The organism is Butyrivibrio proteoclasticus (assembly GCF_900115735.1).
GTDB lineage: Bacteria > Bacillota > Clostridia > Lachnospirales > Lachnospiraceae > Butyrivibrio > Butyrivibrio proteoclasticus_B.
Genome location: NZ_FOXO01000001.1, coordinates 43734 through 61795 on the forward strand (window position 1 = coordinate 43734; position 18062 = coordinate 61795).

Genomic DNA, 18062 nt, shown 5'->3' on the forward strand with positions numbered 1-18062 from the left:
TTTGCGGACGCTTTCGCTCCATGAGCTTCGTAGCGGTACTAATGTCATAAAAAACATGACATAAGTGCCGACGAGCTCAAAGGCTGGCAAAGTCATCCTATGCACTTGCTCATATCTATAAAATCTGTTTATCAAAGAACTATATTGTGAAACACTAGATAACATTAGAGATATAAGGAGTTGTACATGAGTTATAAAGAGTTAAAATTCCCGGAAAATTCAGTGTTCCTTGTTACCGGAGGAGCTGGTTTTATTGGTTCCAACATTTGTGAGGCTCTTCTTGATATGGGCTATACAGTTAGATGTATGGACAACCTCTCAACAGGACATATTGAAAATATCCAGCCTTTTATGAGCAATCCTAAGTTTACATTCATCGAGAAGGATATCAGAGACCTTGATGCATGTATGGAAGCTACAAAGGGTGTAGATTATGTTCTTAATGAGGCTGCCTGGGGCTCAGTTCCAAGAAGTATTGAGATGCCTCTTTTGTATGAGGAGATCAACATCAGAGGAACACTTAACATGATGGAAGCATCAAGGCAGAATGGAGTTAAGAAGTTCGTCTATGCTTCAAGTTCATCTGTTTATGGTGATTCCACAACTCTTCCCAAGAAAGAAGGACAGGAAGGCAACGTTCTTTCTCCCTATGCGCTTACAAAGAAGACAGATGAAGAATACGGTAAGCTCTACAAAAAGCTTTACGGCCTCGATACATACGGCCTTCGTTATTTCAATGTATTTGGAAGAAGACAGGATCCTAACGGAGCTTATGCAGCCGTAATTCCTAAGTTCCTCCGTCAGCTCATGAACGGTGAGACACCTACAATCAATGGTGATGGAAAACAGTCCCGTGACTTCACATATGTAGATAACGTTATTGAAGGTAACCTGCGTGCTTGTCTTGCTTCTTCAGAGGCAGCAGGTGAAGCTTACAACATTGGTGCAGGTGGAAGAGAGTTCCTTATCGATGTTTATCACCACCTTACAGAAGCACTTGGCATGGATGTAGAGCCAATATTTGGACCTCCACGTGCCGGTGATATAAGAGATTCCAATGCTGATATCTCAAAAGCAAGAAAGAATCTTGGCTACGATCCTTCCTATGATTTCCAGGCAGGAATCAAGCTCGCAATCGACTGGTATAAAGAAAACCTATAAGATATAGGGATTCAAAGTCATGAGAATTTCATGCTTGCATGATAATTCACATGACCTTGAAGACCGAACGAAGATGAGGAAAAAAAGATATGCAAAGAATGAGCATATCGATTTCCGAATATTCGTAGCATGACGAGAGCGAAGCGAAGTCATGCTTATATCTTACACACGAGGATGACCATGAAGATAACAATCCGAATTGATGATATTGCTCCGGAAATTGATTGGAGAAACTTTAATAGATTCAAGGCAATCCTGGATAAACACGGGATAAAGCCACTTATTGGAGTCATTCCTGATAACAAGGACAGTAAATTAAAAATATCAGATGCTCCAAAAGGTTTCTGGGAGTACATAAAAAAGCTTCAGGATGAAGGCTGGATTGTTTCCATGCATGGATGCAATCATTTATATACCACTGTTAACGGAGGAATATTCCCGCTTAACAGTAAATCTGAGTTTGCCGGTTACGATTATCAGACTCAGCTTGAAAAGATTCAGAACGGTAGAAAAATATTTGAAAGCCATGGAATAAAGGCAGATATTTTCATGGCTCCTTCCCACTCTTATGATCGTGTTACCTTAAAAGCACTTAAGGCAAGTGGGTTTACTACGATTACTGATGGTTTTGGTGACAAGCCATACAGAAGGTGCGGGCTTACTTTTTATCCCATATCTCTTCAAAAGTCTAAGAGTGTTGCATCAACTAAAGATGGCATCACGACTTTTGTATATCATCCCAATGTGATGGATGAAAAAGATTTTGAAAGATTTGAAAAGCTTTTTGATAAAGCACAGGTTGTTTCCTATTCCGAGTTTTCAAAGTATAATGTAAGAAGTCGGAGTTTTGTAGGAAACTTATATGAATATGTACTGGCGAAGGGAAAGTATATAGCCGTTCGTTTCAAAAGTTCTATGATGTAAATTTATGATTATGTGAGCCTTAAAGTTTGCTGTTCCCTTATTGATACAGATTGAGTCAAAAGGGCATTGATATTTGAACTTAAAAAGCCGGGAGAAATGATATGGAAGAAGGATATGGACAGATAAGGGTCCTTCATGTTCTTGGGGGACTTGGAGTAGGCGGCGCAGAATGCCGTATTATTGATTTGTATCGAAACCTGGATAGAGACAAGATCCAGTTTGATTTTCTTGTACACTATTCTCCGGAAAAAACAGGTAAAAAGAGTCCGACTTCCGATGAACTCATGGCAGTTCGCGAGCCGGACTATTTTGATGCAAGCGTAAAAAAGCTGGGAGGCAGAATTTACTGTCTTCCTAGATTTGTTGGAACGAACCTTGTGGAATATAAAAAGGCCATAAAGCAGTTCTTTAAAGAACATCCAAACGAATGGAAAGTGGTACAGGGCCACATGACCAGCACTGCAGCAATTTACCTTCCGATAGCCAAAAAGGCCGGAATCCCAATTTGCATAGCTCATGCAAGAAGTGCAGGAGTTGATCAGGGAGTAAAGGGCATTGCCACAAGAGTGCTTAGAAAACCTCTCCATAAGGAGGGAATAGCTGATTATAGCTTTGCGTGCTCCAAAGAAGCAGGCATTTCAGTTTTTGGGCAGGAAATGGTAGATGCAGGCAGCGTTCGTATAATACCTAATGCCATTGACCTTAAGCGCTTTGCATATAATGAGCAGGTAAGGAAAAAAATAAGAGATGAGCTGAACGTTTCCAACGCCATCGTAATAGGCCATGTAGGAAGCTTTAGATATGCCAAAAATCACGAGTTTTTGCTGGAGGTTTTTGCTCATGTTTGCAGATTCCTTGACAATGATGAAAAAAATCAGTACAGCATGCTTCATGGTATGAGAATAAGGCTCCTTATGCTTGGAAAAGGTCCGCTCATGGATGAAATGAAGAACAAGGCTGAAAAGCTTCACATATATGACAGATGTATATTTGCGGGGAATAAAAGTAATGCCAGCGAGTACTATCAGGCTATGGATTATTTCTGTTTTCCTTCCAGATATGAGGGACTTCCCGGAAGCGTTATCGAGGCTCAGGCAGCAGGACTTCAGTGTCTCGTGTCTGATTCGGTAACTACTGAAGTTAATGTTACTGAACTTGTTTCTATGATGAGCATAAAATCAGAGCCAAAAGACTGGGCAAGGAAAATTCTCGATGATCTGCTCCTTAGAGAAAGTTCTCAAATTAATCCTCTCATGGAGGAAATCAAGCTTAACCAGACACTTACAGCCATAGCAGGCGAGCGCAGGGAGAGCATGTTTGAGTCCGATGATATGCCGGATTTTGATGCTCTTGATAAGAATACAGGCTTTGAACAGCTCAATGCTCCATCAGAGATGAAAACAAAACGATATGATGTAAATGATTATTCAATCGGAGACAGAGAAAAATCTTCCGAATATATTTTGAGTAAGCTTCGTCGCGCAGGTTTTGACGTTAAGAGCCAGGCAAAAATGATGACTTACTTTTACGAGAGAGGACGTTTTTAATGCAGGATAACTCCAAAAAGAACCTCTTACTTATGGTTCCAATGCTCCATCAGGGCGGATTTGAGAGAGTGTGCGTTACAACTGCCAGACTCATGCAGGATTTTTATAACGTTCACATCCTTATCTTTAGTTCAAAGGATATTAACTTTGACATAACGGGCCTTGATGTGATCGACATTGATGTTCCCGCCAAAAAAGGAAAGATCAATAAAGTTATAAACGTGCTGAAGCGAGTTCAAAAGGTTAAGAAAATAAAGAAAGACCTTAATATAGACATTTCGTACAGTTTTGGCAGCTCTTCCAACTATGTGAATGTCCTTTCCAAAGGAAAAGAAAAAGTTCTCACGGGACTTCGCTGCCAGACCGACATGGAAAACCGGGGCCAGGTTAATCTTTTTTGTAAAAAATCGGACCAGGTTCTGTCCTGTTCGAAAGAAATCGTAAGACAGCTGAAAAGAGATTTTAACTACGACAGAAGTACCTATATCTATAACCCTCTTGATACTGAAGATATTCAGAAAAAAGGAAGCGAAGACATAGATGACTTTCCATTTGATAAAGATTGCAAAGTAATCGCCTGCATGGGCAGAAACGACTATATCAAAGGAATCTGGCATCTTGTAAAGGCTTTTTCGCTTGTTGAGAAAAAACATCCTAAGGCGCGCCTTATGGTTCTTGGTGCCGGTAACTGGGAGCCCTACATAGAGATGGCAGAAAAGATGGGCCTTTCTGATAAAATATTCCTTCCCGGGAACAGAAAGAATCCCTTTGCATACGTATCAAAGTCTGATATCTACGTTTGCAGCTCAAACCACGAAGGCTTTCCAAATGCAGTCCTTGAAGCAATGGCCCTTAAAAAGCCCCTTATCTCTGCCGATTGCAAGACAGGCCCGCGAGAGATATTACTTGATGATATTCAGTACAACGATCTCATCACTCGAATTCCAAGCGGCGACAGCATAAAAGAGCCTATAAACGGCAAATATGGTATACTAGTACCTGATATGGGTGAAAATGTGGATATGGACATCACTCATATAACAGAAGAAGAGAAAATGCTTGCTGAGAAGATATGCATGTTTCTTGATGATAAGAACCTTAGAGATGAATATTCAGAACGTGCTTTCGAGCGAGCTTTGAATTATACACCCGAAAAATACCGTGACAGCATTCATGATATATTTAGACTGTATGAATAAAAGTTTGAAAATACATTCATATTTTTCGCTAGAAATGAATGATAAGAATGATTTTCAAAGCCAGTCATAAAACATGAAATTACACATATCAAGATAATATGTATAGTGTTTGACACTGAACGCTAGAGAATAAACCTTCCTGCTACACATATAGTACCTCCTCCAGCAATTTGCTGAGGCGGGTACATTTTGGAAGGAACGTAGATTCAACTTGGGAGATATATGGTGGGGGAGTGTGAGTGCGAGTATGTCCTTTTGCGAGCCTTGAAAAACGCCGGTACTTAGGTGGCGTTTTTTTGACACCTTAGTACCGCTGCGTTTTTCACGGAGCGAAAGCGTCCGCAAAAACATACTCACACGAACACGACACCCCCATATATCCCCAAGTTGCCCAACACCCTCACGAAAGGAGCCATAACAAATGCATTACAAAGTTGTGGTTTTTGGCGTAAAAGATACGTCGGAAAATATTATAGACTTCATTCAAAAAGAGCTTTGCCCTGTTGACCTTGTCATCACCATTGCACCAAAGGTCACTGAGAAAAATCAGGTTTCAGGTTTTAAGGGACTTAGCTTTTTAACAGATAAATACGGTATCCCCGTTTTTGAAGCAGACAGCTACTTCTTAAACGACGATAAGACCAGGAAATTTATTTCTGAAAATATCTTTGACCTGGGCATCGTTATGGGATGGCAGAGACTTATCCCCAAGGAAGTCCTTGACGCGTTCAAAGCCGGAATCTACGGATTCCACGGCAACTGCGGATACCTTCCTTTCGGAAGAGGCAGAAGCCCGCTTAACTGGTCAATGATACTTGGAGATACAAGATTCAACTTAAATCTCTTCAGATATGATGAGCATGCAGACTCACCTAACATCTTTGCTACAGAAATGTTCCAGATTAATGAGCACGATGATATCAGAACAGCACAGTACAAGAACATGATCTGCTCCAAGAATCTCATTAGAAAGCTTGTTAAGACTTACATGGAAAAAGGAACAATCGAGATTCACACAGATTCAAAGGATTTTGATTCATGGTACAATAAGCGTACAGCGGCAGATGGAAAAATTGATTTCCATGAGAGGACCAGAAACATATACAACCTTATCCGCGGTGTGGCAGCTCCTTTCCCGGGGGCATTCTGCTATGCGGATACTGAGGATGAAGACCATAAAGTTACTGTGTGGGAGGCACATCCTTTTGATGAGATGATCGATTTCTCGGCCTATGCTCCGGGAGAGATTGTTGATATGTTTGATGGAAAGCCAATAGTAAGAACTGTTGACGGATCCATGAGAATAGATAGATTTGATAGTAAAGTGGAATTATCCACAGGAATGGTACTTAAGTAATATGAAGACAATTGCATTTCATTTAAACTGCCTCGTTCAGGGAGGTGCAGAGAGAGTAGTTTCTAACCTTGCCAATCAGTTTGCCAAGGAGGGCTACAAGGTATATGTTGCGACTGAATGGGTAGACCAAAATGAATTTGCTCTCGATGAGAGAGTTACTCGCGTTCATGTTGGACTTCGTGAGGGCGATGAAAAGAAAAACCGTATAACAAAGTTCTTTTTACGTATTAAATACTTAAAGGAGTTCGTTAAAAAATATCATCCCGATGTCCTTATTGCCTTTGCTCAGAGAGCCAATTACAGAGCGCTTATGGCAGCAGGAAACAGCGATGTTCCGGTAGTTATATCCATTAGGACAGACCCTGTTGGGCACTACGATGCACTTTCTGATAAGGTTCAGATTAAATGGTTATTCCCCAAAGCTGCAGGCTGTGTGTTCCAGACTACAGGCCAAAAAGAGTTCTTTAAGCCATACCTTCAGGACAATTCAAGGATAATCCTTAATCCTGTTAATCCAAAGTATTTTGGGGTGACAGCTCCTTCTGAAAGAGAAAAGGCTGTTGTTCATCATGCAAGACTTGTTGACTTCAAAAATCAGCCTATGCTTTGCAGAGCCTTTATAAAGGTTCATGAGAAACATCCTGATTACGTGCTTAAGATTTATGGACCTGATTCTTTTGACGGAACAAAAGAGATACTTGAAAAGATAATTGCTGAAAATCATGCGGAAGACTACATACTTCTAATGGGCGGCAGCGATGAGCTGGAAAAAGAGATTCCAAAGGGCGCGGTTTATGCGTTTTCATCAGACTGGGAAGGCATGCCAAACTCTCTTTTGGAAGCTATGGCAATGGGAATGCCCATTGTTGCCACAGACTGCCCTTGTGGCGGCCCCAGGACCGTTATGACAGATGGTAAGAACGGACTTTTAGTTCCTATAAAAGATGAGGATAAGATGGCAGAGGGCATCAGCAAGCTCATCGAGGACAGAGAGCTTGCTGAGCGTCTCGGAAAAGAAGCTGCAAAGATAGAGGAAATAGCAAACGCTGACGCAGTATTTGTTCAGTGGAGAGATTATCTTGACGAAGTGATCGCCAGATCAAAGAGATAAAGATAAGGAGCAAACATGTTTTCATTTGAAGATTACAGAGAAATACTTAGAGCAATAAAAGAGACAGGTCTTTACGCTACATATGAGGAAGCTCTTGAGAGAGATTCATGGATTATTATGAGACACGACGTAGAGTACTCAGTAGAAAGAGCATATGCACTGTCAAAGGTTGAGGAAAGTATGGATTTCAGATCTACATTCTTTTTCCAGTGGACTAACAATTCCTACAATATCCTTTCCAGAAAGAACAGGGATATCCTCACAGATATGCATGAAAGAGGCCAGACAATCGGTCTTCACTTTGCTTTGAACGGAATGACTGATATGAAGCTCATAAGAGAGCGTATCAGACAGGAAATTGATATGCTCAGCAATATGCTTGGATTTGAGATCAACTCTTTCTCAATTCACAGACCATCACCTGATGTACTTGCAGAGAACATCAAGATTCCCGGCATTATCAATGCTTATCAGGACAACTTCTTTTCTTTTGACCCTAAGGCTACACCTGAGTCAAAGCTTGAAGTAAAGTACATGTCAGATGCAAATCACATCTGGAGATACGGTTACCCTGACGCTGAGACAATTGGCAAGCACCAAAAGATTCAGATTCTGACACATCCATTTGCATGGACCAAGAAGGGATATGATAACCTTGAGAATTACAGGGCTCTTATCAATGAGAAGTATGTAGAGCTTCTTGATTCAATTGACAACGAGTGTAAGGATTTTGGACCACTTAGAGATAACTTCGAAAAGTTGCCACTTTAATGGTATATAACACATTACGTTAAGGAAACGACATAGAGAATGTGCGGAATTTGCGGATATATTTCCAAAAACAGAATAAGTGAAGATGAGCTGAGGATCATGAATGACACAATGATCCACAGAGGCCCGGATGACAGCGGTGTTTCAATCTACGAGGACAAGGACGGATATTCAGTTGGACTTGCCCAGAGAAGACTTTCAATCCTTGATCTGTCACCATTAGGACACCAGCCCATGCATTCAGCCAATGGTAGAATAACGATTGTTTTCAATGGCGAGATCTACAATTTCCTTGAGTTAAAAGAGGAATTGTCAGACTATCCATATAAGTCGCATTGTGACACTGAGGTCATCATTGCTGCCTACCTTAAGTGGGGCATAGATATGGTTGACCACATTCATGGTATGTTTGCCATCGCCATTTACGACAGAGAGACCTCAGACGTTTATCTTGTAAGAGACAGAATTGGTAAAAAACCTCTCTTTTACTGGATAGATGGTGAGAACCTTGTATTTGGCTCAGAGCTTAAGCCTATCATGAAGTGCCCCGGATTTAAGCCTGAAGTCAGAAGAGACGTTATTTCAAGATACCTGTATCAGCAGTATATTCTGGCTCCTGACACAATCTTTGAAAATGTCTTCAAGCTTGAAGCCGGTGGAGTATTAAAGTTCCACAAAGGCGAAGTGACAAAGTGGAAATACTGGGATATTAAGAAGGTTTACGCTGAGAAGTCCCAGGACAGGATAGAGAGCTACGAAGAGGCAAAAGAGGGGCTTAAAGAGAGACTTAAAAAGGCAGTTGCCGACAGAATGATCGCGGATGTTCCTCTTGGAACCTTCCTTTCAGGCGGATATGATTCATCTCTTGTGACAGCCATGGCCCAGGAGTTTTCTGATAAGCCGGTGAAGACCTTCTGTATCGGCTTTGACGTGCCAAGCTACAACGAGGCTGAGTATGCAAAAGAGGTTGCAAAGCACCTTGGCTGCGACCACACAGAGCTCTATATCTCTGAAAAAGAGATGTTTGACCTTGTAAGCAGCATTCCTCAGTACTACGATGAACCATTTGCAGACAACTCACAGATCCCGTCAATGCTTGTAAGTAAGCTTGCAAAAAAAGACGTAACAGTTGCTCTTTCAGGTGACGGCGGAGATGAGTTTTTCTGCGGTTATAATATTTACGATAATGTAAGACAGGCTCAGCAACTGGAGATTCCGGGAGCTATTGTCAATGCTCTTGGCCAGATTCCTCTTGGAAGCGGCAAACTTATAGATAAGATGCCTTTCAGGGTTAAGGTTGTTGCTGCAAACAGAAATCCTGAAACCAAGACTCAGCTTGTTTCAGGAAGCTATGTAAAGTCTGCTCATGCCTTTATAAATGGTATTGAGAGCCTTGATAGAGACGCAGATGGGCAGCAGCCGGTTCTTTTCCCGTTTGAATCTTCATATGGGGTAAAAGACTTCCAGATAAGGCGAATGTTACTTGATATGGACACTTACCTTCCGGATGACATTCTGGTGAAGATGGACAGAGCATCCATGAAGTATTCGCTTGAGAACAGATGCCCTATCATGGACACAGAGGTAATGGAGTACTCCTTCAGGATTCCTCAGAAGTTCAAGTACATGGACGGTGACAAGAAGCATATCCTTAAGGATATCGCTTATGACTATATACCAAAAGAGCTGCTTAATCGCCCCAAGACTGGCTTTGGCGTTCCTATGGACCAGTGGCTCAGAGGCCCGTTAAAGGACCAGCTCATGGACTTCAGCAGCACTTCATTTTTGGAAAAACAGGGAATTTTCAACAGTGCGTATGTTTCCAAATTTATCAATAATTACATTGTGAACGGAGACGCAGGCCCTGCCACAGGAGCTAACTTCAGCAAGATTTCCTGGTCATTCTTTATTTTCCAGCAGTGGTATAACTACTATATAGGATGACATCTTGAACTAAATTCCAGAAATCCGTATATCATCTACAAGTAAACATATTGAGATAGATAAGAAAGAGGTTAATTATGACAAGAGAAGAAGTTTTTGAGAAAATGAACGAAGTTTTCAGAGACGTTTTTGAAGATGACGATATCACAGTAACAGACGAGACAACAGCAGACGACATTGATGATTGGGATTCACTTGAGCATATCAATCTTATCAATGCCATGGAGACTGAATTTGGAGTTAAGTTCTCCATGGGAGAGATTGTTTCTCTCAAAAATGTAGGCGAGATGGCTGATCTTATCATCAGCAAACTTTGATAAAGGCTGGAGTTTATGAACGAATACAGATTCGAAGATATAGTATCGAAAGAGGAAAGTAAGGACAATTACACTAAAGCAGAGTTTTCTTCTACTGTTACAGCGGATAAAATGGAGAAATTCTATGAGATCTGCGGAGATAACAATCCTCTTCATATGGACAGTTCTTTTGCAAAAGCAGAGGGATTTAATGACAGAGTAGTCTATGGAATGCTCACAGCTTCATTTTATTCAACTCTTGCAGGAGTTTATCTTCCGGGAAAATACTGTATTCTTAACAGCGTAGAGTCTTCTTTCAGATCACCTGTTTATATTGGGGACACATTAGTGGTTTCAGGATTTGTAAAAGTAAAGCATGAAGCCACAAAAACAATTGAAATTTCAGCACAGATTGTAAATCAGGATGGCAAGAAAGTTGGAAAAGCCAAAATATTAGCGGGGTTTCTTGAATGAACAGCAACAAGACATTTCTTATACTTGGAGCATCTTCAGATCTAGGCGTAGGTCTGGTAAAAAAACTTAACAGTGATTATACAGATTCTCTTTTTTGCCTTCATTACAACTCTGATAAGACAGAACTTGAGAAAATAGAGCTGTCAAACGGAAACAGAATGGAGCTGATAAAGGCAGACTTCACTTCTACCTCTGATATAAATGCAATGATCCAAAAGCTTAAGGATGAGGAAAATATACCAACTCACATAGTTCACTTCCCAGCCTCTAAGCTTTTATATACAAGGCTAAAGGATTTTGACCTTGAGAGACTTCAGAGGAATGCCATGATACAGGTGTATTCATTCGTTGAAATCCTTAAAGCTTTTTTGCCTGCGATGGTAAAAAGAAAAGACCATAACAAGGTCGTGGCGGTTCTTTCTTCAGTAGTAAATGGTCAGCCTGCAAAGTCAATGCTTGAATACACCATGGTAAAGTCAATGCTTTATGGTGTTATAAGACAGCTTGCTGCAGATAATGCGGGCAATAAGATAAATATAAATGCAGTCTCCCCTTCAATGGTTGAGACTAAGCTTCTGAGTGAGATCGACTCACGACTGGTAGAAATGGCAGCTGATGGCAGTTCTGAAAAAAGGAACGCAACTGTAGATGATGTTGTGCCTACGATAGCATTTTTGTTATCAGAGGATAGCAATTATATCAACGGTGTGAATCTTAACGTAAGTAATGGTAATGTGATCCTTTAAATAGATTTTGAAAGGAATATAATCCCTTGGAACAAGGAAACAACAGTAAAAAGCATATAGCGATGTATATAGGCTCCCTTCAGAAGGGCGGGGCAGAGAGGGTCATGACGAACCTTGCAGATTTCTTTTTCGAGCAGGGCTACAGAGTGACCTTTGTTACTACATACCTTGCGGATAACGAGTATGAGGTTAAGCATGCAGCTTGGAAAAGAGTTCCTGCGGGAGCTCCAGGAGCTGAGCTTGTGGCTGACCTGGATGAGAATCCAGCCTGGGTTGATCCAAAAGGCGGTGAAAAAGGCGGTATAGACCGTATCTTTTCTGCTCTCTTGAAATCTGAGCAAAAGGGACGTGCCTATAACCTTCGCATGAGGCATAAAAAGCTTAAGGATATCTGGAAGAGCCTTGGGCCAGACTTGATTCTTAGCTTTATTGGGAAAAATAATATTATGGCACTTTCAACTGCTACCGGAGAGAAAATCCCGGTAGTAGTTTCTGTACGTTCAGACCCTGACAGGGAATATGCATCTCTTTCCTTGAAATCGTCAATGCTTGCTCTGTTTGGAAAGGCAGCAGGTGTTGTAGTTCAGTCACAGGGGGCAAAAGATAAATTTCCGGCATACATACAAAAGAAATGTATAATTCTTCCAAATGCCATTAATCCTTCTTTTATCAGAAAGCGTTATATAGGAGAGAGGGAAAAGAAAATTGTGATGGTGGCAAGGCTTGATGCCAATAAGAATCAGGCGATGGTTCTGGAGGCATTTAAAGAAATCCTTGAAAAAGGCCATAAAGACTACAGTCTTGTATTCTATGGTGATGGACCTGACAGGATAAAGCTTCAGAATATGGCAGTTAAGCTTGGAATCGATAAAAACGTTGAATTTAAGGGAAGTGTGCAGCACGTTGCCGAGCACATTGAGAAGGCATCTATGTTTATTCTAGCTTCCAGGCAGGAGGGAATGCCAAACTCTCTTATCGAGGCTATGTCATTGGGACTTCCATGTATATCAACGGATTGTCCTTGCGGAGGACCAAGAGACCTTATAACAAACGGAGAAAACGGAATACTCATTCCTGTAGATGACAAAGCTTCTCTTGTAAGGTCGATTGAAAAACTTATCACAGATAAGGATTTTGCAGAAAAAATTGGAACTGAAGCAGTAAAGATTCAGGAAAAATGCAGTCCTGAAGTTACAAATCAGAAATGGAAAGAATACTTTGATTCACTTATGTGATTCGAAATAGGAGTAAAAGGTGAAAGAATTAGAATACCCCTTTGATAGCAGCTACATAATGAAAAAGTCAAAGAGCCTAAAGAAGGCTCTTTTATCTGATGGGAGTGACAGGATTCACAAAAAGATCGCAGTTCTCGGCGGTTCTACTACTCATGACATAATAAGGATTTTGGAGCTTTTTTTACTAAATTATGGAATTGAGCCTGAATTCTATGAGTCTGAATATGGGCAGTACTGGCAGGATGCCATGTTTCCCGGAGAGCTTAATGATTTTGGCCCGGATATAATCTATATTCACACATCAAACCGCAATATCACAGAATTCCCTACAATGGATGACAGCAAAGAGGTAGTAGATGAAAAGCTCCGGAAGACATATCAGCACTTCGAGACAATGTGGAAGAAATTATCTGACACCTATCACTGTCCTATTATCCAGAACAATTTCGAGGCACCGTTTTACAGACTCCTTGGGAACAGGGACTTTTTTGATATTCATGGGCGCTTGTCCTTTATAAACAGACTTAACGAGAAGTTTGCAGAGTATGCAAGGAAAGCTTCAGATTCAGCAGAGAGCTTTTTTATAAATGATATAAACTACATTTCAAGCTGCTACGGACTTGATCAGTGGTCAGATCCGCTTGCATGGCACATGTACAAATATGCCCTTTGCATTCCGGCTATTCCTACTCTTAGCTTCAACGTTGCCAATATCATCAAGTCAATCTATGGCAAGAACAAAAAGGGTCTTGTGCTTGATCTTGACAATACCCTCTGGGGCGGAGTTGTAGGTGATGACGGCGTTGACGGAATTGAGATTGGTCAGGAGACCAACCTTGGTCAGGTATACGCAGAGTTCCAAAATTATGTGAAGATGCAGAAGAACATCGGAGTTCTTTTGACTGTTGATTCCAAGAACGATCAGGAGAATGCAATCGCAGGTCTTAATCATCCTGACGGAAGCCTTAAGCCTGAAGACTTCGTGGCTATCAAGGCAAACTGGGAGCCCAAGAGCGAGAATATGAAGGCTATAGCAAAAGAGCTGAATATTTTGCCTGAGTCGCTGGTATTTGTGGACGACAACCCTGCTGAGAGAGCTATTGTTGAGGGACAGATCAAAGGGGCAGCAGTTCCGGAGATCGACAGCCCTGAGCACTACATCAGGATAATTGACCATGCAGGCTTTTTCGAGGCTACATCTGTTTCTGATGATGACAGAAAGCGAAATGAGATGTACATGGCCAACAAAAAGAGGACTGAGCTTGAAGAGAGCTTTACTGACTACAGCGAGTACCTCAAGTCTCTTGAGATGGAGGCTGAGATCGCGCCTTTTGAGAAGATGTACATGCCTCGTATCGCGCAGCTTACCAATAAGAGCAACCAGTTCAACCTGACAACAAAGCGTTACACACAGGATGACATTGAGAAAACTGCTGCAGATGACAGTAACATAACACTTTACGGCAGACTAAAAGATAGATTTGGTGATAACGGAATCGTATCACTTGTTATTGGAAATATCCGCTCCGATGCTGAACTCCACATTGATCTGTGGCTAATGAGCTGCAGAGTTTTAAAGCGAGATATGGAGTTTGCCATGATGGATGCTCTTGTTAAGAAGGCTTTGGAGCGCGGAGTTAAGACAATTTATGGCTACTATTATCCAACAGCCAAGAACAAGATGGTAAAAGAGTTCTATGATATCCAGGGGTTTGAGCTTGTTTCTGAGGATGCAGAAGGAAATAAGACCTATAAGCTGGATATAAGTCAGAACTATGAAAACAAAAATAAAGTGATTGAAGTTAAGTAACACTAGAGGCATACTATGTGCGGAATTGCAGGACTGATACAGTATAAGAAAGATGCCGGGGAGAACATCCGCAGGATGAATGAGCGGATGCTTCACAGAGGCCCTGATGATGGTGGAATATACATAAGTGATGATGGAAAAGTCGCCTTGGGACACAGGCGACTTGCTATTGTTGATCTTTCCAAGAATGGCGCTCAGCCCATGGAATCACATAGCAAAAAGAGCGTCATTGTTTATAATGGTGAGATTTACAATGCCGCTGAGGTAAAAGAGCTTTTGCTTTCGGATGCGGCGGCAAAGGGCACAGACATTGGTGCATTTCGCGGAACTTCGGATACAGAAGTATTAGTAGAAGCAATTGAGTACTTTGGTATGAAAAGAGCTCTTTCTCTTTGCAAGGGAATGTTTGCCATTGCAGTCTATGACCTTGAGAAAGGCACTATTTCTTTTGCCAGAGACAGAGTCGGAGAAAAGCCCTTGTATTACGGGAATGTAGCAGGAGCATTTGCTTTTGCCTCCGACATAGGTTGCCTTCGCGTTGTTGATGGCTTTGATAATGAGATAAATACTGACGTTTTGGATATTTACTTCGAGGAAGGATATATTCCTTCGCCCTATTCAATCTATAAAGGGATAAATAAGCTTGAGCCGGGAACAATCCTTACTTTGAATGTAGAAACATTAGAGACTAAGACAGATATTTACTGGTCAATGGCAGATGCAGCTAAAAAGGGACAGAGCAATATCTTTACAGGCAGCAGAAAAGAAGCGGCAGATGAGCTTGAAAGACTTTTAAAAGAGTCAATAAAGGGACAGATGGTAGCGGATGTTCCTCTTGGAGTATTTCTTTCTGCAGGAATTGACAGCAGCACTGTGGTTTCTCTTATGCAGTCCATAGCTCCCGGAAAGGTGCGCACTTTCACCATTGGAATGGAGGATGAGAAGTACAACGAAGCGGTTATAGCCAAAGAAATCGCGGCGCATCTTGGAACTGATCACACAGAGCTGTACATAAATGAAAATGATGCAAAAGCAGTTATTCCAAAGCTTTCTTTTATGTTTGGCGAGCCTTTTGCCGATTCATCACAGATTCCAACTTACCTTGTAAGTAAGATGACAAGGGACCATGTAACGGTTTCTCTTTCAGGTGATGGAGGAGACGAGCTCTTTTGCGGATATAAGTCCTATAATTCAGTAGCAAGAGTCTGGGGAAAGGCCGGGAAAATGCCTTATGCCTTGAGAAAGCCTGTAAGCTCACTTCTTATGAATATTTATGGACCGGATAATTCAAGTGAATTAAAGGATAAAGTTAAATTCGCAAAGGCTCAGTATTTTGGTGCAAAGTCTCCTTATGAAGTCCATAGAATGGAGCATGAGAGCGATCCAATCATTAAAAAGATTGCGCTTAAAAAGGGCGAGGCAAAGTATAAATGTCTTGACCTTCCCTTTGATTTTCTTGGAGAAGTCAACCATGAAGCTATGCTTATGGATATGTGCATGTATCATCCTGATGACATTTTGGTAAAGGTAGACAGGACAGCCATGGCGGTTTCTCTTGAAACAAGAGTACCTATGCTTGATAAGGATGTGGTTGAGTTTGCATGGTCACTTCCTATTGAATACCTTAGAAGTGACGAGCAGGGCAAACTTGTTTTACGCGATGTGTTGTATAGATACGTTCCTCGTGATATGATGGAGCGACCTAAAAAAGGATTTTCAATTCCAATCTCAAAATGGCTCCTGGAAAAAGACATAAGAGACTGGGCGGAAGCTCTTTTGGACAAGGATAAGATAAGGCAGCAGGGGCTTTTAAATCCTGATGTTGTTGAGAAAATCTGGAGAGATTTTACAGACCGCGGAATTTACCGCATTCAGATCTGGTACATCCTTATGTTCCAGCAGTGGATGGAGACTGAGTATAGAAATAATTGAGAGTGTAACCTCTTAGAGAGATAATATGGGAATTACTTCGTTTTATTTTTTGTTGTTTTTTGTAATCACAGTAGCTGTATATTATACGGTACCTCTTTTGTTTAAAGGAAAAGGTCAGTGGGTAGTGCTCCTTCTTGCAAGCATTGCCTACTATCTTTTATCAGGCAATGGGGTGCTTATACTGTACCCTCTATTTGCATCCTTTGCGACATGGGGGCTGTTGAAGTTTCTAAAAAAGACTGCTGATACTTCTAAAAGGCGTATGGTTCTTTGTCTTGAGCTTGCAGCACTCCTTGGAATCCTGATATTTCTTAAATATACCAAGCTTATTCATGGAGGAAGCATCGCAACTCCTCTTGGACTTTCTTTTTATACATTCATTCTCCTTGGATATTTTATCGAAGTCTACAACGGACTTGCAGAGGCGGGTGAGAGCTTTTTAAAAACTGCTCTCATCGGAATGTATTTCCCGGTGATGATTTCCGGCCCTATTTTCCAGATAAGAGAAACAGGAAAACAGTTTTTTGAAAGACATAAGCTCAATTATAAAAACATAACCTTTGGCGCTCAGAGAATGCTTTGGGGCTTTTTTAAAGAGCTTGTTATTTCCGAGAGACTGGCTGTAGTTGTTAACACAATTTACAATAACGATACAGAGTATCCCGGCGCTTACATCATGCTTGGGACAGTCTTATTTGCGCTTCAGCTCTACACTAACTTTTCAGGCTGTATGGATATAGTTATCGGCGCTTCAGAGTGCTTTGGAATCATATTGCCTGAGAACTTTACCACTCCGTTTTTTGCTAAGAACATCAGTGAATACTGGAGAAGATGGCATATCACTCTTGGCGTGTGGATGAGAGAAAATGTCTTTTACCCACTTCTTAGAAGCAAGATGATCATGAACCTTGGCAAGTTCTTAAAGGGCAAGCTCGGTAAAAAGAAGGGCAAGCAGTACACCACATATGTGGCTATGTTTATCCTCTGGTTTTCTGTAGGTTTGTGGCATGGCGGTGAAATGAAATATGTCATCGGTTCCGGTCTCCTTCATTGGGCATACATCGTAATCGGCGAACTCACATTGCCTTTTTTTACCTGGCTCTTTGGCGAAAAGCTGAAAATCAATATGAAGGGGAAATTTGCCGATATGGTGCGAGTTGTAAGGACATTTATCCTCGTTTGTATTGGTGACCTTTTCTTTAGAGCAGACAACGTTCCTCACGCACTTCGTATGTTAAAAGAGAGCGTATCTACTTTTAACCCTCAGATATTTGTGGATGGAAGTCTGTTAAATCTTGGAATCGACATTGTTGACTGGGGAATTGTTGTAGTTTCTCTGATCATTCTGGCTTGTGCTTCTGTTATGCAGTATCGCATGGAGAATGCAAAGGCGGAAGCAGATAACAATTATAAGAATGTGAGAGAGTTTATAGCTGACAGGCCAATCGTGCTTAGATGGTGCATCTATATCGCGTTTTTATTCTTTGTGATATTGATCGCTGAGTACGGCCCTGGCTACAGCGCTGCGGAGTTTATTTATAAGGATTTCTGATTT

At 41.2% G+C, this 18062-nt stretch carries 15 protein-coding genes; all 15 read left to right on the forward strand.

What is annotated here, in order from left to right; translation table 11 throughout:
- Positions 1 to 186: 186 nt before the first annotated feature.
- The 15 genes from BM146_RS00185 to BM146_RS00255 all read left to right on the forward strand — a co-directional run bounded on the left by BM146_RS00185 (position 187) and on the right by BM146_RS00255 (position 18059).
- The gene (locus BM146_RS00185; protein ID WP_074882713.1) at positions 187 to 1161 is read left to right on the forward strand and encodes an SDR family oxidoreductase; all 975 of its coding nucleotides are present in this window, start codon (positions 187 to 189) and stop codon (positions 1159 to 1161) included.
- A gap of 180 nt (positions 1162 to 1341) precedes the next feature.
- The gene (locus BM146_RS00190) at positions 1342 to 2085 is read left to right on the forward strand and encodes a DUF2334 domain-containing protein (protein ID WP_074882715.1); all 744 of its coding nucleotides are present in this window, start codon (positions 1342 to 1344) and stop codon (positions 2083 to 2085) included.
- A gap of 101 nt (positions 2086 to 2186) precedes the next feature.
- A complete protein-coding gene (locus tag BM146_RS00195; RefSeq protein WP_074882717.1) occupies positions 2187 to 3632 on the forward strand; it encodes a glycosyltransferase in 1446 nt (481 codons plus the stop codon).
- Positions 3632 to 4831, forward strand: coding sequence for a glycosyltransferase (locus BM146_RS00200; RefSeq protein ID WP_074882718.1), 1200 nt, complete (start codon positions 3632 to 3634; stop codon positions 4829 to 4831). The genes BM146_RS00195 and BM146_RS00200 overlap by 1 nt, the downstream gene beginning before the upstream one ends.
- Positions 4832 to 5252: 421 nt before the next feature.
- On the forward strand, positions 5253 to 6188 hold the full coding sequence (locus tag BM146_RS00205; RefSeq protein WP_074882720.1) for a methionyl-tRNA formyltransferase: 936 nt from the start codon (positions 5253 to 5255) through the stop codon (positions 6186 to 6188).
- Complete coding sequence (locus BM146_RS00210; RefSeq protein ID WP_242949306.1) at positions 6145 to 7299, forward strand: glycosyltransferase; 1155 nt, start codon at positions 6145 to 6147, stop codon at positions 7297 to 7299. The genes BM146_RS00205 and BM146_RS00210 overlap by 44 nt, the downstream gene beginning before the upstream one ends.
- A gap of 15 nt (positions 7300 to 7314) precedes the next feature.
- A complete protein-coding gene (locus BM146_RS00215; RefSeq protein WP_022772706.1) occupies positions 7315 to 8070 on the forward strand; it encodes a polysaccharide deacetylase family protein in 756 nt (251 codons plus the stop codon).
- 39 nt (positions 8071 to 8109) lie between these two features.
- Complete coding sequence (gene asnB / locus BM146_RS00220; protein ID WP_074882724.1) at positions 8110 to 10014, forward strand: asparagine synthase (glutamine-hydrolyzing); 1905 nt, start codon at positions 8110 to 8112, stop codon at positions 10012 to 10014.
- Between the two features lie 77 nt (positions 10015 to 10091).
- Positions 10092 to 10331, forward strand: coding sequence for an acyl carrier protein (locus BM146_RS00225; RefSeq protein WP_074882726.1), 240 nt, complete (start codon positions 10092 to 10094; stop codon positions 10329 to 10331).
- A gap of 15 nt (positions 10332 to 10346) precedes the next feature.
- A complete protein-coding gene (locus tag BM146_RS00230) occupies positions 10347 to 10784 on the forward strand; it encodes a MaoC family dehydratase (RefSeq protein ID WP_074882728.1) in 438 nt (145 codons plus the stop codon).
- The gene (locus BM146_RS00235; protein ID WP_074882730.1) at positions 10781 to 11530 is read left to right on the forward strand and encodes an SDR family oxidoreductase; all 750 of its coding nucleotides are present in this window, start codon (positions 10781 to 10783) and stop codon (positions 11528 to 11530) included. Before BM146_RS00230 ends, BM146_RS00235 begins: the two co-directional genes overlap by 4 nt.
- A gap of 26 nt (positions 11531 to 11556) precedes the next feature.
- Entirely contained in the window at positions 11557 to 12765 is a 1209-nt protein-coding gene (locus tag BM146_RS00240; protein ID WP_074882732.1) for a glycosyltransferase, read from the forward strand.
- A gap of 19 nt (positions 12766 to 12784) precedes the next feature.
- Positions 12785 to 14575: an HAD-IIIC family phosphatase gene (locus tag BM146_RS00245; RefSeq protein ID WP_074882734.1), complete on the forward strand. Its 1791-nt coding sequence runs from the start codon at positions 12785 to 12787 to the stop codon at positions 14573 to 14575.
- 15 nt (positions 14576 to 14590) lie between these two features.
- The gene (asnB, locus tag BM146_RS00250) at positions 14591 to 16507 is read left to right on the forward strand and encodes an asparagine synthase (glutamine-hydrolyzing) (protein ID WP_074882736.1); all 1917 of its coding nucleotides are present in this window, start codon (positions 14591 to 14593) and stop codon (positions 16505 to 16507) included.
- 25 nt (positions 16508 to 16532) lie between these two features.
- Positions 16533 to 18059 carry an MBOAT family O-acyltransferase gene (locus tag BM146_RS00255; RefSeq protein WP_074882737.1) on the forward strand — a complete coding sequence of 509 codons (1527 nt, stop codon included), beginning with the start codon at positions 16533 to 16535 and terminating at the stop codon, positions 18057 to 18059.
- The last annotated feature ends 3 nt before the right edge of the window (positions 18060 to 18062 follow it).